Annotated in this window: 21 protein-coding genes and 1 pseudogene; 1 reads left to right on the forward strand and 21 read right to left on the reverse strand. The window is 53.8% G+C overall.

Annotated features, from left to right (window positions below; all coding sequences use genetic code 11):
• From ACOI6Z_RS26865 to traM, 4 genes and pseudogenes are all read right to left on the reverse strand, one after another.
• Positions 1–63 (reverse strand): annotated as a pseudogene (locus ACOI6Z_RS26865) (type IV conjugative transfer system pilin TraA); the annotation flags it as partial.
• Between the two features lie 53 nt (positions 64–116).
• Positions 117–488, reverse strand: a complete 372-nt coding sequence (locus ACOI6Z_RS26870; RefSeq protein WP_004208838.1) for a TraY domain-containing protein — start codon at positions 486–488, stop codon at positions 117–119.
• A gap of 83 nt (positions 489–571) precedes the next feature.
• Entirely contained in the window at positions 572–1,267 is a 696-nt protein-coding gene (locus ACOI6Z_RS26875; protein ID WP_023292158.1) for a transcriptional regulator TraJ family protein, read from the reverse strand.
• A gap of 206 nt (positions 1,268–1,473) precedes the next feature.
• Positions 1,474–1,866 carry a conjugal transfer relaxosome DNA-binding protein TraM gene (gene traM / locus ACOI6Z_RS26880; protein WP_004178062.1) on the reverse strand — a complete coding sequence of 131 codons (393 nt, stop codon included), beginning with the start codon at positions 1,864–1,866 and terminating at the stop codon, positions 1,474–1,476.
• 505 nt (positions 1,867–2,371) lie between these two features.
• Between traM and ACOI6Z_RS26885 the strand changes: the two genes are divergently transcribed.
• Positions 2,372–2,779 carry a transglycosylase SLT domain-containing protein gene (locus ACOI6Z_RS26885; protein WP_225375048.1) on the forward strand — a complete coding sequence of 136 codons (408 nt, stop codon included), beginning with the start codon at positions 2,372–2,374 and terminating at the stop codon, positions 2,777–2,779.
• 37 nt (positions 2,780–2,816) lie between these two features.
• On the opposite strand, the gene ACOI6Z_RS26890 is transcribed toward ACOI6Z_RS26885, so the two are convergent.
• The 17 genes from ACOI6Z_RS26890 to ACOI6Z_RS26970 form a co-directional block, all read right to left on the reverse strand.
• Positions 2,817–3,347, reverse strand: a complete 531-nt coding sequence (locus ACOI6Z_RS26890; protein WP_023292160.1) for an antirestriction protein — start codon at positions 3,345–3,347, stop codon at positions 2,817–2,819.
• A 624-nt stretch (positions 3,348–3,971) separates the two neighbouring features.
• Positions 3,972–4,805, reverse strand: coding sequence for an N-6 DNA methylase (locus tag ACOI6Z_RS26895; protein WP_038990979.1), 834 nt, complete (start codon positions 4,803–4,805; stop codon positions 3,972–3,974).
• 46 nt (positions 4,806–4,851) lie between these two features.
• Positions 4,852–5,082 carry a hypothetical protein gene (locus ACOI6Z_RS26900; protein WP_038990977.1) on the reverse strand — a complete coding sequence of 77 codons (231 nt, stop codon included), beginning with the start codon at positions 5,080–5,082 and terminating at the stop codon, positions 4,852–4,854.
• Positions 5,083–5,169: 87 nt separating this feature from the next.
• Entirely contained in the window at positions 5,170–5,517 is a 348-nt protein-coding gene (locus tag ACOI6Z_RS26905; protein WP_038990975.1) for a hypothetical protein, read from the reverse strand.
• 66 nt (positions 5,518–5,583) lie between these two features.
• A complete protein-coding gene (locus ACOI6Z_RS26910; protein WP_038990973.1) occupies positions 5,584–5,964 on the reverse strand; it encodes a hypothetical protein in 381 nt (126 codons plus the stop codon).
• Between the two features lie 904 nt (positions 5,965–6,868).
• Positions 6,869–6,988 (reverse strand): type I toxin-antitoxin system Hok family toxin, encoded by a 120-nt coding sequence (locus tag ACOI6Z_RS26915; RefSeq protein WP_223156217.1) that lies wholly within the window; start codon positions 6,986–6,988, stop codon positions 6,869–6,871.
• A complete protein-coding gene (locus ACOI6Z_RS26920; RefSeq protein ID WP_224230667.1) occupies positions 6,933–7,085 on the reverse strand; it encodes a DUF5431 family protein in 153 nt (50 codons plus the stop codon). The genes ACOI6Z_RS26915 and ACOI6Z_RS26920 overlap by 56 nt, the downstream gene beginning before the upstream one ends.
• Before the next feature lie 158 nt (positions 7,086–7,243).
• Positions 7,244–7,570, reverse strand: a complete 327-nt coding sequence (locus tag ACOI6Z_RS26925) for a hypothetical protein (RefSeq protein ID WP_038992719.1) — start codon at positions 7,568–7,570, stop codon at positions 7,244–7,246.
• Positions 7,567–8,295, reverse strand: a complete 729-nt coding sequence (locus ACOI6Z_RS26930; RefSeq protein ID WP_038992717.1) for a plasmid SOS inhibition protein A — start codon at positions 8,293–8,295, stop codon at positions 7,567–7,569. The genes ACOI6Z_RS26925 and ACOI6Z_RS26930 overlap by 4 nt, the downstream gene beginning before the upstream one ends.
• A complete protein-coding gene (gene psiB / locus ACOI6Z_RS26935) occupies positions 8,292–8,723 on the reverse strand; it encodes a conjugation system SOS inhibitor PsiB (RefSeq protein WP_038992715.1) in 432 nt (143 codons plus the stop codon). Before psiB ends, ACOI6Z_RS26930 begins: the two co-directional genes overlap by 4 nt.
• A 44-nt stretch (positions 8,724–8,767) precedes the next feature.
• Positions 8,768–10,768: a ParB/RepB/Spo0J family partition protein gene (locus ACOI6Z_RS26940; RefSeq protein ID WP_040196882.1), complete on the reverse strand. Its 2,001-nt coding sequence runs from the start codon at positions 10,766–10,768 to the stop codon at positions 8,768–8,770.
• 68 nt (positions 10,769–10,836) lie between these two features.
• Positions 10,837–11,085, reverse strand: a complete 249-nt coding sequence (locus ACOI6Z_RS26945) for a DUF905 domain-containing protein (RefSeq protein ID WP_004206771.1) — start codon at positions 11,083–11,085, stop codon at positions 10,837–10,839.
• A 48-nt stretch (positions 11,086–11,133) separates the two neighbouring features.
• Positions 11,134–11,676 carry a single-stranded DNA-binding protein gene (ssb, locus tag ACOI6Z_RS26950; protein ID WP_038992711.1) on the reverse strand — a complete coding sequence of 181 codons (543 nt, stop codon included), beginning with the start codon at positions 11,674–11,676 and terminating at the stop codon, positions 11,134–11,136.
• A 669-nt stretch (positions 11,677–12,345) separates the two neighbouring features.
• The gene (locus tag ACOI6Z_RS26955) at positions 12,346–12,666 is read right to left on the reverse strand and encodes a hypothetical protein (RefSeq protein WP_032426243.1); all 321 of its coding nucleotides are present in this window, start codon (positions 12,664–12,666) and stop codon (positions 12,346–12,348) included.
• A 34-nt stretch (positions 12,667–12,700) separates the two neighbouring features.
• On the reverse strand, positions 12,701–12,955 hold the full coding sequence (locus tag ACOI6Z_RS26960; protein ID WP_004206775.1) for a DNA polymerase III subunit theta: 255 nt from the start codon (positions 12,953–12,955) through the stop codon (positions 12,701–12,703).
• Positions 12,956–13,191: 236 nt separating this feature from the next.
• Positions 13,192–13,617, reverse strand: a complete 426-nt coding sequence (locus tag ACOI6Z_RS26965) for an antirestriction protein (protein WP_004206777.1) — start codon at positions 13,615–13,617, stop codon at positions 13,192–13,194.
• Positions 13,618–14,137: 520 nt separating this feature from the next.
• Positions 14,138–14,368: a hypothetical protein gene (locus ACOI6Z_RS26970; RefSeq protein WP_004206779.1), complete on the reverse strand. Its 231-nt coding sequence runs from the start codon at positions 14,366–14,368 to the stop codon at positions 14,138–14,140.
• Positions 14,369–14,544: the final 176 nt, after the last annotated feature.

Here is a 14,544-nt window from a genome sequence, read left to right on the forward strand (position 1 = left end):
CATAAAAGATGGTTTGGTTTTTTCAGGGACAGCAGAGCCCTGAACACTTAATACAGCATTCATATTTATTTCCTTTTAAATAGATAATGTTTAAATGGTAATACCTTCGGGACTACTTATGTTTCAGATACAGACCTCCTTATCACTTCGACTTCAGAGCTATAAAAATCAGGAAATTCGAACAGATGCGCTTTGAGACGAAGATAAACTTCATGCGACTTGCTTCTGTTACTTTTATTTTTAGCTGCAATCAGTTTTTTGTTTGTATCCTCATCAAAGCGGGCCATAACAACAGGACCAAAACTCACACTCTTATAAGTTACAGTTGGATAAAAATCTGGATAGCGTAAAAGGTGATCCTTAACCCTAAGCACAACCTCCCCAGCCTTACTACGTCCGCTTCTCTCTTTGGCGTTTACCAATTTCAGATGCGTATCTTCATCAAGTTTAAAACTTACGCATGGACCTAATGCCGGACGAGTAGTCATTCGCCTCACTTGCACCTCCACTCTACTTTTCAATAGGAGTAGTCTCACAAATAAAACCCCTTAACACAATAGACAAAAGGTCACTATTTAGTTAACAATTTATTAACGCGACTTCCAATTAATTCTGTAACAACCTTACAGAATGAAAAGGCCATTCCACTGGCGAATAAAAAATAAAAAACCTCTTCTCTCGTGCGGATTGGTAAAGCTGCAAGAATACGATTAACTCTGTTCTTCGATGTTCCAACCGCTATATTTAAAACCTCTGAAATCTGATTGTGGGAGGCACCAAAAGAATATAGAGCCAGAGTCTCAATCTGAACATCAGTTAAAAAACCGAGTGCATTTTTTAATTCGTTGAGTTTTTTTATAAAACCAGAACGAACAGGAGACAGTAAAAAACCGCCTCGTTGAAGATGACAGAACTTCCACAGAGTGAACTCCGTTCCATCAAATGACATCCGTTCTATTATAAAATCCCATCGGTTCCCATTAATGGGCAAATTTTCCTCAATAAGCATTTTTCGATCGCCTGAGTAAACTTCGGCGTCAAGAGCTGACAGACGTAAAGAAGAGGAGATTTCCAGACGGTTAAACCATATGTTAACGTTAATATTGTGCAGAAAAGTTGTAGCGAAAGAATGATTGAAATGGGAAAAGGATCCATCACGGAGCCTTATACAAGCAGGATGGCTAGAAAGGTTGACAGTTAATTGCATTTCACGAAAGAAATCCAATTGACTACAGTTGGTGTTTTCAATACGATCCATCGAACACATAGGAGCCTCCTCAACAGGATTCTATGGGCAGCTGATGTGAAGGGGGCCAACCCTTCACATCAGCGATTCTCAAATTTTGTGAGACCTGAGCCTCTCAAACTATGATAAATGTAACCCACTTCCCTGTCACTAAAAATACGCAGATCATTCCGCTTTTATTTTTTATATTTTAGTTTAATAATCTTTATAACTGAATGCTGTGTAGTTTACTCTTCTTCACCATCTTCTGATTCTGGAAAGAATGTATCGACCACTTCTTTAGTGTCTTCCAGAATGGTATCAATCATAAATCTCCACTCAAATTTTTGGTTGCCAGAGATATGTGGACTCAAACAAGAAATTCCCAAAATTTTGTTGGTTGCAAATTGTGTCTTCAAAACTGTTTCAAGCAAAACCTTATTGAAAGCCATCTGATTAAAGCCGCTTTCTTTCCTTTCCATTTGCGCTTCATAAACCCTCAAGCCTAACTCGACAAGCATCGTAGACACACTGGAAAAACTAACATCTTTCTCCCTGGCGCCCTCAGCTTTCCGTTTCTCCACAATGGCATTAATTTTTTCAGCAACTTCATCGCTAACATATGCCTGTATCTTTGCCATATCCATCCCTTAATATAAAAAGAAATCTTGATACTATTTACAGCCAACCGATTCAGACGATTCACCAACGATTCAATTCGCGATTCGAATCTAGATTCACCGCCTTGAAACTCGATTCATAAGGCGAATCACACCACGAATTGAATCTAGAGTCAATTCGCCAATAAAGCTAGATTTCATAAGGTTGATTCGTTACTGATTCACCCACGATTTATAAGTGAATCGTTAGCGATTCATCTGCGATTCATATTTATATTACATAATGAAAGATAGTGTAATTTAGTTGACCATAACTCTATGGTTTAAATAATAAATCTGCAAAATTTTAATTTTGCGTGGGGTGTGGTGATTTTGTGGTGAGGAGTGCATATCTGTTGAGTCTGGTTCTGGTCTGGGTTAACGTATTTGCAGGAACCGACCCGGAGGGAGTCTTTTGAGAAAACAACTGGTATTAGCTACCCTGCTTTTAATTTCCACACCTGCCTGGTCTGCGGATTGTTTTGATATGGCAGGACGGGACTATCGAATAGATCCCGATCTACTGCGGGCTATTTCATGGCAGGAGTCTAAATGGAAGGTGAATGCCATCGGGAAAAATCCAGGATCTGGCTACGGTGCCGGACTGATGCAGATCGACTCGCAACACCAGGGTGAACTGTCGCAGTACGGTATTAAACTGGGACACCTTCTGACTGATGCCTGTCTGAATATTTACACCGGTGCTTATTATCTGGCACTGGCTTTTAAAAAATGGGGAGTAAGCTGGGAGGCAGTCGGCGCCTACAACGCCGGGTTCCGGAGAACGGACAGTCAGGCCATACGACGACTGGAGTACGCCAGGAAGATTGAGGCCATCTACCTGGCTATCAAGAGAAATAAAAATGCCGGCCAGTCATCTTTAACAAAAAACTGAAGACCTCATTCATGAGGTCTTCAGAACAGGGAAGTGATTAATCAATTGCCCGCCATATTAAATGCCGTTCGGGATGCTGAATAATGCTGATATAATCCTTCAGTGCATCCTGCCGTGAAACCAGACGCCTGCAGATCTGGTCATATTGCGGCCCCATTTCAGCCACGTGCCAGGACAGCCTGTTCATAATCATCAGCGTGGCAATAATGCCTGCTGCATCGGCGCTGACCTCACCTTCGAAATAATTTCCCGGGATGCACATCCTGTAACGCTGCTCACCTTCTGGTGCGATATATCCGGTCTGCGTGGTAATGAACTGGATGCTGTTGGGTGCAATATTCCCGCCAACACCCTGTGGAATAACCCAGTAAGACCAGGAACCGCCGTCGTATTCAGAATGCTGGCGTAACCAGCTCGCGGCCATATTATCGGCTAACGGCGTAAAAAAGAGGTCCGGGATAAAATCCAAGCGAGCTTTACCATTGGTGACGGCACAGCGCAGATATTTGTCTGTTTTAAACTGTTCGTCTGATTCACGAGTGGCGGTGTTGACTTTCATTGTGCGCATACTGATTTTCTCCTTCGCGGTTTATTAAAACGTTCGACTTCATCACTGAGCGGCGAAGGGCAATTTGCAGCCGACGGGGAGAAAATAAAGGGGCGCCTGGCGTTCATATACCCCTTTATTTTCGCCACGGCTGATGCTAAAAGCAGCCCTCCGCGAAAGATGAAGTCGGGCGATATCGAGCAGGAGTGAGAATGCGCACAACCCTAAACGTCAATCCGGTGTTTATCGGATTCACGTTCAGGCCCTGGAGTGGCGGGTATTTATCGCCACGGTGAGAGCGGCGCATCCTGATAAGGATGCAGCAAGCGAGATTTTGAATTTGCGTCAGGATGGAAGCCCGAAAGGGCAGAGACAGCTTGCTGGCTCTGTTCACGACAGCCGTGTCCCGACAGGGACGACGCCCGGGTCAGTATTTATTTAATCTTTCATCAGAAATAAATAGCGGAAGAGATACACAGCAGAATATCGGAAGCGATGTAACAGGGATGAATAAAGAATATTGATGAGATACTACCGCGCCGGAGTAATACGGGCGGCGCGTAGCGCAGCCGGTATTATTCAGCGCCACAGGCGCTGCGGCCCTTCAGCGCTGTAGGGCAGGTTATCCCCTGCCCTTCCGGTTATTTACGCGGCCTCCTGTATTCCGCGCATAAAGTCCCGCATAGCCCTGAACCGGCGCAGATCTGTCAGTCGTTTTTCAAAGTCATTGAGGTAGAAAACCGGGGTATACCTTACCCGCCGGATCTGCATCGTGAGCGTGTTGCCCGTCACCACTTCCGCGGCTATCCCCAGCAGTGACAGCTGGATGAAGGCCATATCTGCTGCCACCGGATCGATGTCAATGCAGCTGCCGAACATGTGCATGGAGGGGTTAATATCCGCTTCAAGCAGGCACTCTGCACAGGCGATCAGCATCCCTGCGGCCCCACACGCCGGATCGCTGACGGTGGCAATGCCTTCCCGGCGGATAGTGTCTCTGACGCCTGGCATCAGCATTCGCGCCATCAGACACTGCACCGAATACGGCGTAAAATACTGCCCGCGAAAGTTATCGCCCAGATCAAGCTCCATAAAAATCGCGCCGAGGAAATCATGAAATTTCGCCTCCAGCGCACACACCATCAGGCAGAACATTTCCTGCATGTTCGCGATGTCGGCGGCCTCGTACCGGGCGCAGATTTTCCGGCAGTGCTCCATGCTCTCCGGCGTTCTTATCCGGGCCATATCCAGCTCACTGGCGGCGAGTGACAGAAAATCACTGAACACTTCCCAGCGCCCCAGATGGCGGCCCGTATCCTTAAATACGCTGATGAAACGGCCCAGGCTGTACTGCGCGCTCATCATACGATCAACCGCAGGCACCTGTTCCGCGATCTGCTGCCCTGCCTGAATAACAGGGCTGTTATCCGCGGTTTCTCTGGCCAGATTGAACACATCGGCAAAATTCATCTGTGACATAGCATTATCTCCGCTGTTGCCGCTCCCGAAGGAGCGGCTCACCTTGTCAGTTACATGCGCGTTTGAGTTCAAGCGTGCGGAGCACCTGCCCGAAGGCGGTGTTGTTCATCGCGGGGATATGGACACCACGCCCCTTGCGAACGCTCCGGGCAATATGCCGTCCGAAAGCCTTCAGCACCGGGTCAATCTCCTGTGCGGCGATATCATCACGCAGGTTGCGCTGATGACGGCGGGGCTTTACAGCCTCAGTAGAAGGTGAAAGAATAGATAGGTTCATATGTACCTCTTAGTTAATTTGAACAGCCGTAAAAATCGTTACAGCGACTTTTACGGCATGGGCAAAGCAGGGTTTTCCCTGCTTTTTTCATTTCCGGAACAGGTTAAATTCCTCCTTAATGCGCGTTGTGATCTGCGCATGGCTCAGGTTGCACACATCCCACAGCCGGAAATATCTGGCTCCGTAGCGGGCATATATCTCTGTCACGTCACCGCAGACCATCTCCTGCAGCATGAACGTTTCCCACTCGCCGTTCTCACTTGTTGACCAGTTGAGCGGATACATCAGGCCCAGCGCGTCATGGAACGTGTGAACGTCGATTTCTGAGGGGGCTTTAACCGCTGCTTTCTGCCGGCTCAGCCAGTATTCGCGCTCTGATTCCGCTGTAGCCAGCATTCCCGGATGGGCTGAGGATTCGGTCAGGTGTAAGTTCAAACGTCTCTCCTTATGTGGATCACCGGCGGCCCCCGGACCGCCAGATGTTGGGTAAAAAAAGCAGACTCATGGCATATGGGGTTCAGCACGCATTGAGTCAGCAATGTATTTGCGTGCGTCATTCCACGCTTCCTTACCGGTATCACCATAAAGAAGCTCAACGAGTTTCCGGGACTGCAGCCACGGTTGAGCAACGCCGAAATGCACCTGCAGAACGTCCGCGTGCCAGTCAACCACTCCCGCCCCCAGGACGTTATCAGCCATACGCATCAACGTTCCCCATACCAGTTCACTTCTTTCGCTTTCTCTCAGGCGCTTGTTTTTAAGCTCCGCCAGATACATAAGGAGGCTTTTTTGCTCGCTAATCGCGTTGGCCAGAAGGTTTTCAACCCATCTTTCGGTAGATTCTTTGGTGGCGGTTTTGACGTTGACGTTCTGTGTGTTCATTCTGCTTTTCCTCTGGTCTGGTGGTTAATCCATCTCTCGGTGAGTTCCCAGGCGGCAAAGGGCAAAGGAGCAACGTCGTAAGGAGGAGAACAAGGGGCGGAGACAAAAAGTTTTTGCGGTCCCTGGCAAAAAGTTTTTGGCGGAGTTTATTTACCCCTTGGATGACGACACGGCGGTGCTACGACCAGCCCTCCGCCGGGGAACGGACGAGAGATGACTCACCAGGGGAAGGGATGAGAATGAACACACCCGACACGACGGAACGGCGTGGCGCCATCAGAGTGCCGGCATCGCCGGCACGGTGAAAGCGGCGCGACCGTTCCGGTCGCAGCAAGCGCTGCCGTTGACCTCAGACATCAGACACTAGCCGACAGGCCCGAAACCGCCTGGCGGGTTCGGCGGAGCTTACCGCGTCTTTTCGCGGTTAGCGGAGTGTGGCTCGACGACTGAACCGCGCCAGCGGGTCAGGAGCCGAAGGTGTCCAGTGTTGTTATGCCTTTGACGTTAAGGCCTTAAAGGGTTTAACAGCAAAGACACAGCAGGGAGAAGAAGCAGGAAGACAGCGGGCAGCAAACAGGGAAGACGCGGAGAGGAAATGCGGGCGGCGCGTCAGCGCGGCCCGGTTTTCCCGCCGTGCAGCACGGAACAGGGAAAAATAGCCTTTCCCGGTAATAGCTAATGGATGCGTACATTAGCATTAACATGACCAGAGGGATGGAAAAGGGGCTACCGTCCTGCTCTGTTCCCCGCAGGGGAACTGCCCTTACCGGAAGTTGAGGCGTGCGGTCGCATCGGAAAGGAAAAAGGGGCTACCGGTGAACCGGCAACCCCTTCATAAAGGCGCTTCAGGCATGACAGACATCATCTCCCCTTAATGGCGGGGGTTTCCCCCCGCCGGGGTTAGCTACTTAGCGGATTCGTAAGCCATAAAAGCCGCCACCTCCCTGTTCGTGTCCCTGTACCGGATTTCACAGAGTGATTTCCGGGTGAGGTAAGTGAATATCAACAGTGTGAGGCACACTATTAATACGCACCCGAGCAGAGTGTTTCGCGGCAGTTTCATGGCCTTCTTCTCCTTGCCTCGCGGCATCTAAGAGGCTATCCTGATGTTGTCTAGGCATACAGGTGGCCTCGTGGGTTAATGAAAATTAACTACGGGGCTTTCTGCTTTCTGCCACACAACACGGTAACAAACCACCTTCACGTCATGAGGCAAAAAGCCTCAAGCGCCACCGCCAGTATACCTTACCCGCTGCCAGACTGACCAGGCATCGCGCCATCATCGTTCTGATTTGCCGCGAAAATACCCGGGTCTGCTCTCAAGCTCCCGCTCGATCAGCTCGTCGGCAAACAAGGGCGCAATCCTGTTGATGCGGCGCACCAGATTCCGGTGGCGGGCGGCGGCTTTCCGCTCGTCGCTCCAGCGCTTAATCTGCCTCTCGTCCAGAAAATCCACGCATACCGCATATCCCGCGCCCGCTACCCAGCAAGACATCACTTCTTCAGGTGCCGCCTGCCCTGCCTCCACGACAACGGAAACCAGCTCCTGTGGACCCGGGCAGGGCCTGTGCGGCAGTTTCCAGCGCAGGGAATAGCGCCACTTCATCCGTGGCTCCGGTGTGTCAGCTTGTTCGGGACCTGCCAGCGTTCTGCCTGACGCACAGACTCCGGCGTCTCTCTCACAATGAAGCTGATTTCATGCATGACACCATACAGCGGCTCCCCGGCATCCCGCAGCCAGTCCAGAGAGGCCAGCGAGGCATATCGCGATCGCCAGTGCCAGAAGGCAGGGGCAAGCTCACGCGCGTCAAACTCACCGGCCCACCGGCGGTACCAGCTGATGACCGTTTCCGGTGACTGGAAATTCAGCTCCGTGACGGCCTGTCCCAGCAGGTTCTGCCGTAATCGCCAGTGATGCACCATTGCGCGTTCTTCCCGACGCATCTTATGGGTAAAGGCGAGGCTGCTGCGCTGTTTCCGGCGCTCAGTCCGGCTGTGCTGCACCTCGGGGAACAGTTCGGCCTGAACATCAACCGGCAGCGGCAGCGGGCAGCACTCCCCGTGACTGGCAATCAGTGCATCGAGCGCCTCTTCCACCTGTTTAAGACTGCTCAGACGATGTTTCGGGTCCCAGTTCAGGCCGGGAATGCGCTGCGCCACGGTCGTGTTCATACGGCTGTTCCCGGTCAGCAGGCGCAGGAAAGTACGCACGTGTGGCGCTGCAGACAGACGAGCACCGCGCTGGCGGGCATTCTCCACGGTCATGATGGCCTGCAGCGCAGCCTGCCGGGCAGGCTGCAGGGTGACAAGGGAACGGGACGAAGGGATCATTGTGCGCCCTCCTGTTCCAGCGTACTGATGATACTGGCGCAGGAATATCCGTCAGTATCGAGACACGCTATCAATGCTAGCGTGTGGGAGATCAACTCCGGGTTAAATGCTTCCATGCTGCGAACAACAGAGAACGGCTGGCCACCACGTGTCACAAAGACGATCATCCAGCGCTCACTCAACTCTCCGGGGCTGCAGACAGCGACATCAAAATGGCAATGGGCCGGAGAAAAGCGGATCTGAACCGGGAAAAAACCGCCAAACTCACTGCGATATTCACCGTTCACGGACCAGCCTGACGGCAGATGCAGAACACGCATCACTGCATGGGTCAGCTCACGGCGAAAATCTTCACCCGCAGCGCGGTAATCTTCCAGCTCGTCGATGGACATGGTTTTGAGGACGTCCAGAGTCAGTAACGTTTTCATCTTCAGTCTCCTTATCGCCGCCCCGCAGGGCGGCGTCTCCGTTATCAGGCTGCGTGTGAAGTCGGTTCGTCAGTGTCAGGGGCAGCATGTGCATCGTCCGGCTTTGCGGCATCCGGGGACTGCATCCAGCCCGGTACCCAGCGGGAGCCGGAGAGCCACTGTTCCGCATGGCTGGCAGCATCACCCTTCTTCATTTTTTCGGCATCCGAGGCGGCTCCGGTCAGCCCGGCCTCCTTCAGCGCCGCCACAATCTGGGCCTTGCTGAGCAACCCGAGGAAGTTATCCGCTGTCGGCTGCCACCAGTCGCGCAGATGAAATCCCAGCGCCGCCTCCACGCCATCGAGGTCACTGCGGCCGGTATGTCCACATTCACGGGTCTGAACACCGTCGACGGAACAGGCAGCACAGAAGGCCATCAGCGACATCAGGGTCTGCCCGTCGAGGGTAAAGAAGGTGGTGAAATCCTTCTGCCACCCCTCCGGCAGCAGGGCTTCCAGACGGGCTTTCTCCTGCATCAGATACCGCCATGCCTGACCTTCCTCTCCGGTCGGGGCTTCACTGGTCAGGCCGCTGTGATGCACCTCAAGGCGCAGGACGAACGGATGCCGGGTGGTGGTGCAGTAGTCAAACACGCAACTGCACAGCCGCCAGGCCATCAGGGCCACGGCTTTCTGTGGCTGCTTAACCAGTTCGGCCTGAACCGCCAGTGTCCTTTCTGAAGACATTTTTTTCAGCAACGGCATGCTGATGCCTTCTGCCGCATCAGGGATACTGCGGGTGACCACATGTACGGCAGCCTGATCGCCACCGTGTTCCCCGACGTCAGAGACCGCCGTCTGGATCTTCTTCTGGACACCACGCTGGACGCAAAGCTCACCGTCATACAGACTGACCACCACGCCACAGGCCGCTTTCTGCTCCGGTGTCCACGCCCGAACTGACGCCGCATTTTCAATCTCATCAATCAGCACCTGAATCGCGGCTTCATCCTCAAAGGTTTCCGTTGCCTCCAGCGTGGCGTACAGTTCATCAAGACGCTGTAGCTCCTCAGCGCTGAATTCCCCCTCCGGCGCCGGCAGCACCAGATAATGCTCGCGGTCATCGCCGTAGTTTCTGACGGAGCCCTCACGAGCCAGTGACCATGACCAGCCTTCCTGTTGTTCGATGGCCAGCGCAGCCGCCGCCAGCTTCTCCTGAACCAGACGCTCAACCAGTACCCCATCAGCCGTTCCGTCTCCCTCCTGGGCGCTGAACAGATCCTCACGCACCACGCCCCCGGCGGCCTCATACGCTTCACGACCGATAAACACGAAGCGGGAGTGGGTTACGGCGATTTCCGTATCCGTGATGGCCCGCTTCAGCAGGTGAGCGGGTGTGCTGCCGTATGAGGTTTTCACCTGGTCATACACCTGCACCTGACGTGCCGGGTCGCTCTCCAGACTCAGGGCCTGACACTGCTCCACGTCGAGTTTGTCCTCTGCCAGCAGGGTGATCAGTTCCGGGGCGAGGTTTGCCAGCTTCAGCATCCGCTGAACGTGACGGGCACTGTAGCCCAGCAGGTCCCCGATTTGAGCCGGGGTTTTCCCCTCTTCTGACAGGGTGCGGAACCCGCTGATTTGCTCTGCCGGATGCATGGCCACCCGCTGGTTGTTCTCGACCATCGAGGCAACCATCGCCAGGTCGTCACTGACACGCTTGGCGACAACGAGATACCCGGCATCGATGCGCTGCTCGCTGAGCAACTGTTGCAGGGCGGCAAGACGGCGGCCACCTGCAGCCACCCCTGACATACCGTCCGGCAGCGAGTGAACCACCAGATTCTGGATCAGGCCGATCGCCATGATGGAGTCAGCCATCTCCCGGACACTGTCAGCCGGATAGGGGATCGTGCGAACGTTCAGCGGGGATTTGACCAGCGCCGACAGCGGCACCATCTCAACCTGAGCAGCCTCAAGCGCGGCTTTCAGGGCGGCGGATTCGGCAGGGTTCACCGATTTTTTGCTGGTTTTAACCGGCGCTTTTGCTTTAGACTCGGTCACTGACATAATTGATTTCTCTCCGATATTGGTTAATGTCTGCCGGGCAGACCCATCTGCCCGGCACCTATTACGGCTTATTGCGTTTTGCGTACTCCGTAGTCCCGGATGTAACGGTTCATCATGTCCTCGCCGCCCGGTTCAAAATTCCAGACGCGCCAGACCATGCTGCCGTCATCCTGATGACGGACGACAAGGCGAAAATGGGTCCCCTGGTCATCTTCAATCGCCACATTCTGATACTGCGCGGCGACAATCTGAGCCTGCTCGCGGGTAAACGTGCCATCCGGCAGAGATTCAAGCGGGGACAAAACGTTATGGTCCATATGTTTCTCCTTCTCTGCCCCGCCTGAACGGGGCGTCTTCATCATGGTTTAAAAGGGCGCGTCGTCATCCATTGGTGGGAAATCATCCGGGAGTGGCTGAGGCGGTTGCTGAGACGGAGCCGCATCCTGACGGCCTTTCTTACCGCCCTTCGCTTTCGGGGATTTAGCCGGGGCCTGAGCAGGTTGTGCCGGGGCGGCAGGACTCTGCGGCTGCGCAGTGCTCTCAGGCACACCGGATTCACGGCGGCCGCCGAGCATCTGCAGGGTGCCGTTCTGGCCGACCAGCACCTCGGTGACGTAGCGCGTGACTCCGGCATCGTCCTGCCAGTTGCGGGTGCGCAGTTGGCCCTCGATGTAGACCTGCGCGCCTTTACGCAGGTATTCGCCCGCCACTTCCGCGAGCTTGCCGAACATGACAACACGGTGCCACTCGGTGTTTTCGCGCATCTCTCCCGTCTGCTTGTCACGCCATGTTTCAGACGTGACCAGCGTCAGATTGGCCACTGCGCCCCCGTTGGGCATGTAACGCACATCCGGTTCCTGTCCCAGATGTCCGACCAGAATGACTTTGTTAACGCCACGTGCTGCCATGATGAATCTCCTTACTCTGTTGTTTTGTCTTTAAAAAACATCACCCGTTGAGTTGCCGGGGCCGCGGTTTTGACTTTGTGCGGGGACCTGCTGAACCTGCCCCCTGGTTGTTACCTTCACCCGTTTGAGAGCCGTTCGCCGCAAGGGCAAAGACGCCACGGCCTGACGCATCTGTCCGGGGCAGGACACAAAAGTTTTTGCGGTTCCATGCAAAAAGTTTTGTGGACTGTTCATTACACCCTGGACAGCCAATGCGACAGGTTGTGGCTATGTCAGCCCGGGCGAATGGACTCAAACGGGTGATTCGGGTACCAGGGGAAAGGAGCAGGCACCCGCCGCAACGATGGAACGCGCGGGCGCGAAACGGCGTTGCCCTGCAGAGTGCCGGCAGTCCTTCGCCGGCACGGTGAAAGCGGCGCGGCCGGAACGGTCGCAGCAAGCGCTGCCGTTGACCTCAGACATCAGACACTAGCCGGCAGGCCCGAAACCGCCTGGCGGGTTCGGCGGAGCTTACCGCGTCTTTTCGCGGTTAGCGGAGTGTGGCTCGACGACTGAACCGCGCCAGCGGGTCAGGAGCCGAAGGTGGCCCCGGTGCAGATTGTGTGAAAAGAAAGTTAAACAGAGGAAGAGCTGCAGCAAGATGGAGAGTACCGGTCTGGTCAGGTCAGGTCAGGACTGAGATTCGCCCTTCTCTTTTCTGTACTGAACAACGCAGTACCAGGCAGAAGCCAGGAAAGCGAAAACGGTGATCAGGGCACGAAATTCGTCACCCGGCTCTTTCCCCTTCAGCATCAGCGTTATGATGATGCCGGCAACGATAATCCACGCAATGCCACTCCAGAGGCGCAGCTTATCCGCCACGACATTAATCAGAACAAAAGCAACGGCCAGGATAGCCCCCCACAGAGCCGGAACAGGCTGAAACGGAATAAAAAACAGGTTAATGCCGGTTAAAAGCGTCACGGCAGCAAACATCAGAGACATACGCACAGATTACCCTCCCTGGACACACTGAGTAAGAAAATCAATTCTGCTGATCATCGCCCGGTTTATTATATTCGGGCGCATTTGCGCGCGGCAGCTGCTGACTGTTCAGTCGATGTACGCAGAGCCGTTCACGGAAATATTCGCGCAGGTGTTCAGGCTGTTCCCGTTCAACAAGTTCCGGCATGACGGGCTTGTTCATGCGTTCCTGCCAGGCAACAGCAGCGGCCACCTTATCGACGGCAACTTTGTCCTGCTCCTCTTTTGAAAAAGAGGCAATATTCCACTGCGACATACCCAAATTCCGCAAAAGAAGAAAGGGTACGCAGATATTACGCTCTTAATTCTTAACTGGCGACCTGTTGAGGTGAGGCCTGTACGCAGCGCCGCAGGCGTGGCGAACCGCCTCACCGGCAGGCGAAGCCTGCCAGGATTTTCGCGCGGCCGCACCGATCTGCGAAGCCGGGTAAGCTCCCCACAGATCGTGCCGTCTCAGACCTTAAACGGGACGTCGGGCGCCCCGATGTAGTATCAGTCAAGAGCCGCGTAAATAGCTGCGCATTCGTCATGAGAGTCAATGAAATCCCACAGCTGCGATTCCCGCAGCATCAGGTGGCGTGTCAGGGCAGCATCACCGCGTTCATGGTGCAGCCAGATACGGCGGTTGATCGCCAGCGCCGTAATGATAACTCCGGCCGCATCCGCGCTGACGGACCGATCAAACCAGTTATCCGGGTTAGTCAGATGGAAACGGTCACCGTCAGGCATCATGTAGCCGCCGCCCTCCGGAATTCGGATGAAATGCCAGAAGCCTCCGCAGTAATCGGTGATGTGTTTCACAGCGAGCGCATAGACCTGCATCTCTCCGGCCAGAAAATCGTTACCAAACAGATCCGGCAGGAACGAGAGACGGTCGGACTCCTCAACATTCAGCATGGTTTGACGGGCATGATACATAGCAACCTCCACAGGTTCATAAGATTGCGGCACCGGGTTGTGCCGTGCCGACACGACAGCCCGGCGGAAAGCGGAAGACGCAGGGGCGACACCGGAGGCCGCAGCGCAGATAAAGCACGAAGCTGGTCTGGACGGTTTTCGAGCGAAACCTGAGCGAGAAAACGACGGGAAGAACAGCGAGCATCATCAGTAACCTGCGACCGGGCGAGGATGGCGGCGTCAGCGAACCCTTGCATCTGCAGCGGCCGGGTAAAGTGAAGGCACAGCACTACCCGTCGCGATGCAGAGGTTGAATAAAAGGTTTGTCTAACCCGTATTTCGACCACAGGGAGAAAAGCGGAAGCAAATGTCGCAACGCGACAGACGCAGGAATCAGGCCACAGACCGGAGGGATGGGGCCGGGTGAAGCGGAGTCGGCGGCAACGACAAGCCGGTGACGTCCTTATCCGGTGTTGATGGCACGGCGCCGGTTTATCAGTTGCCCGTCACCAGGCGATCCGGGAGACCTCTCGTTCTGAGCTTACCGGCGATCTGGTTTATCACTGGCCACGGAGATACCAATATACATACCGCTTCCCCAGATAATCTGGGAGAGCACAAATATCCACTGAGGGACGTCAACAATCAACAGCGGAAGAAGAGCAACCGTCACGATTAAAATCAGGCGGCTACCGAATTGCCGGCGCACCGGTTCAGCGGCGTCAACCGGGACGCCTGCATATCGCAGAACCTGCCTTAAACCCGTATTCATAATCACTCCACTCAGAATAAATACACTGTACTTCAGTATATTACATTTTATTAGATAACGATTCTCCGGGCTGGCAGTGATCCTTCTGAAATTTCCCTGTTTTTGCAGGAACAGCAAATGGTTACAGACAACGGCAACAAGATGACTTGAAAAAAAACGGCCTCCGCAAAATAATT

The organism is Klebsiella sp. C239, assembly GCF_048822715.1.
Lineage (GTDB): Bacteria > Pseudomonadota > Gammaproteobacteria > Enterobacterales > Enterobacteriaceae > Klebsiella > Klebsiella quasipneumoniae.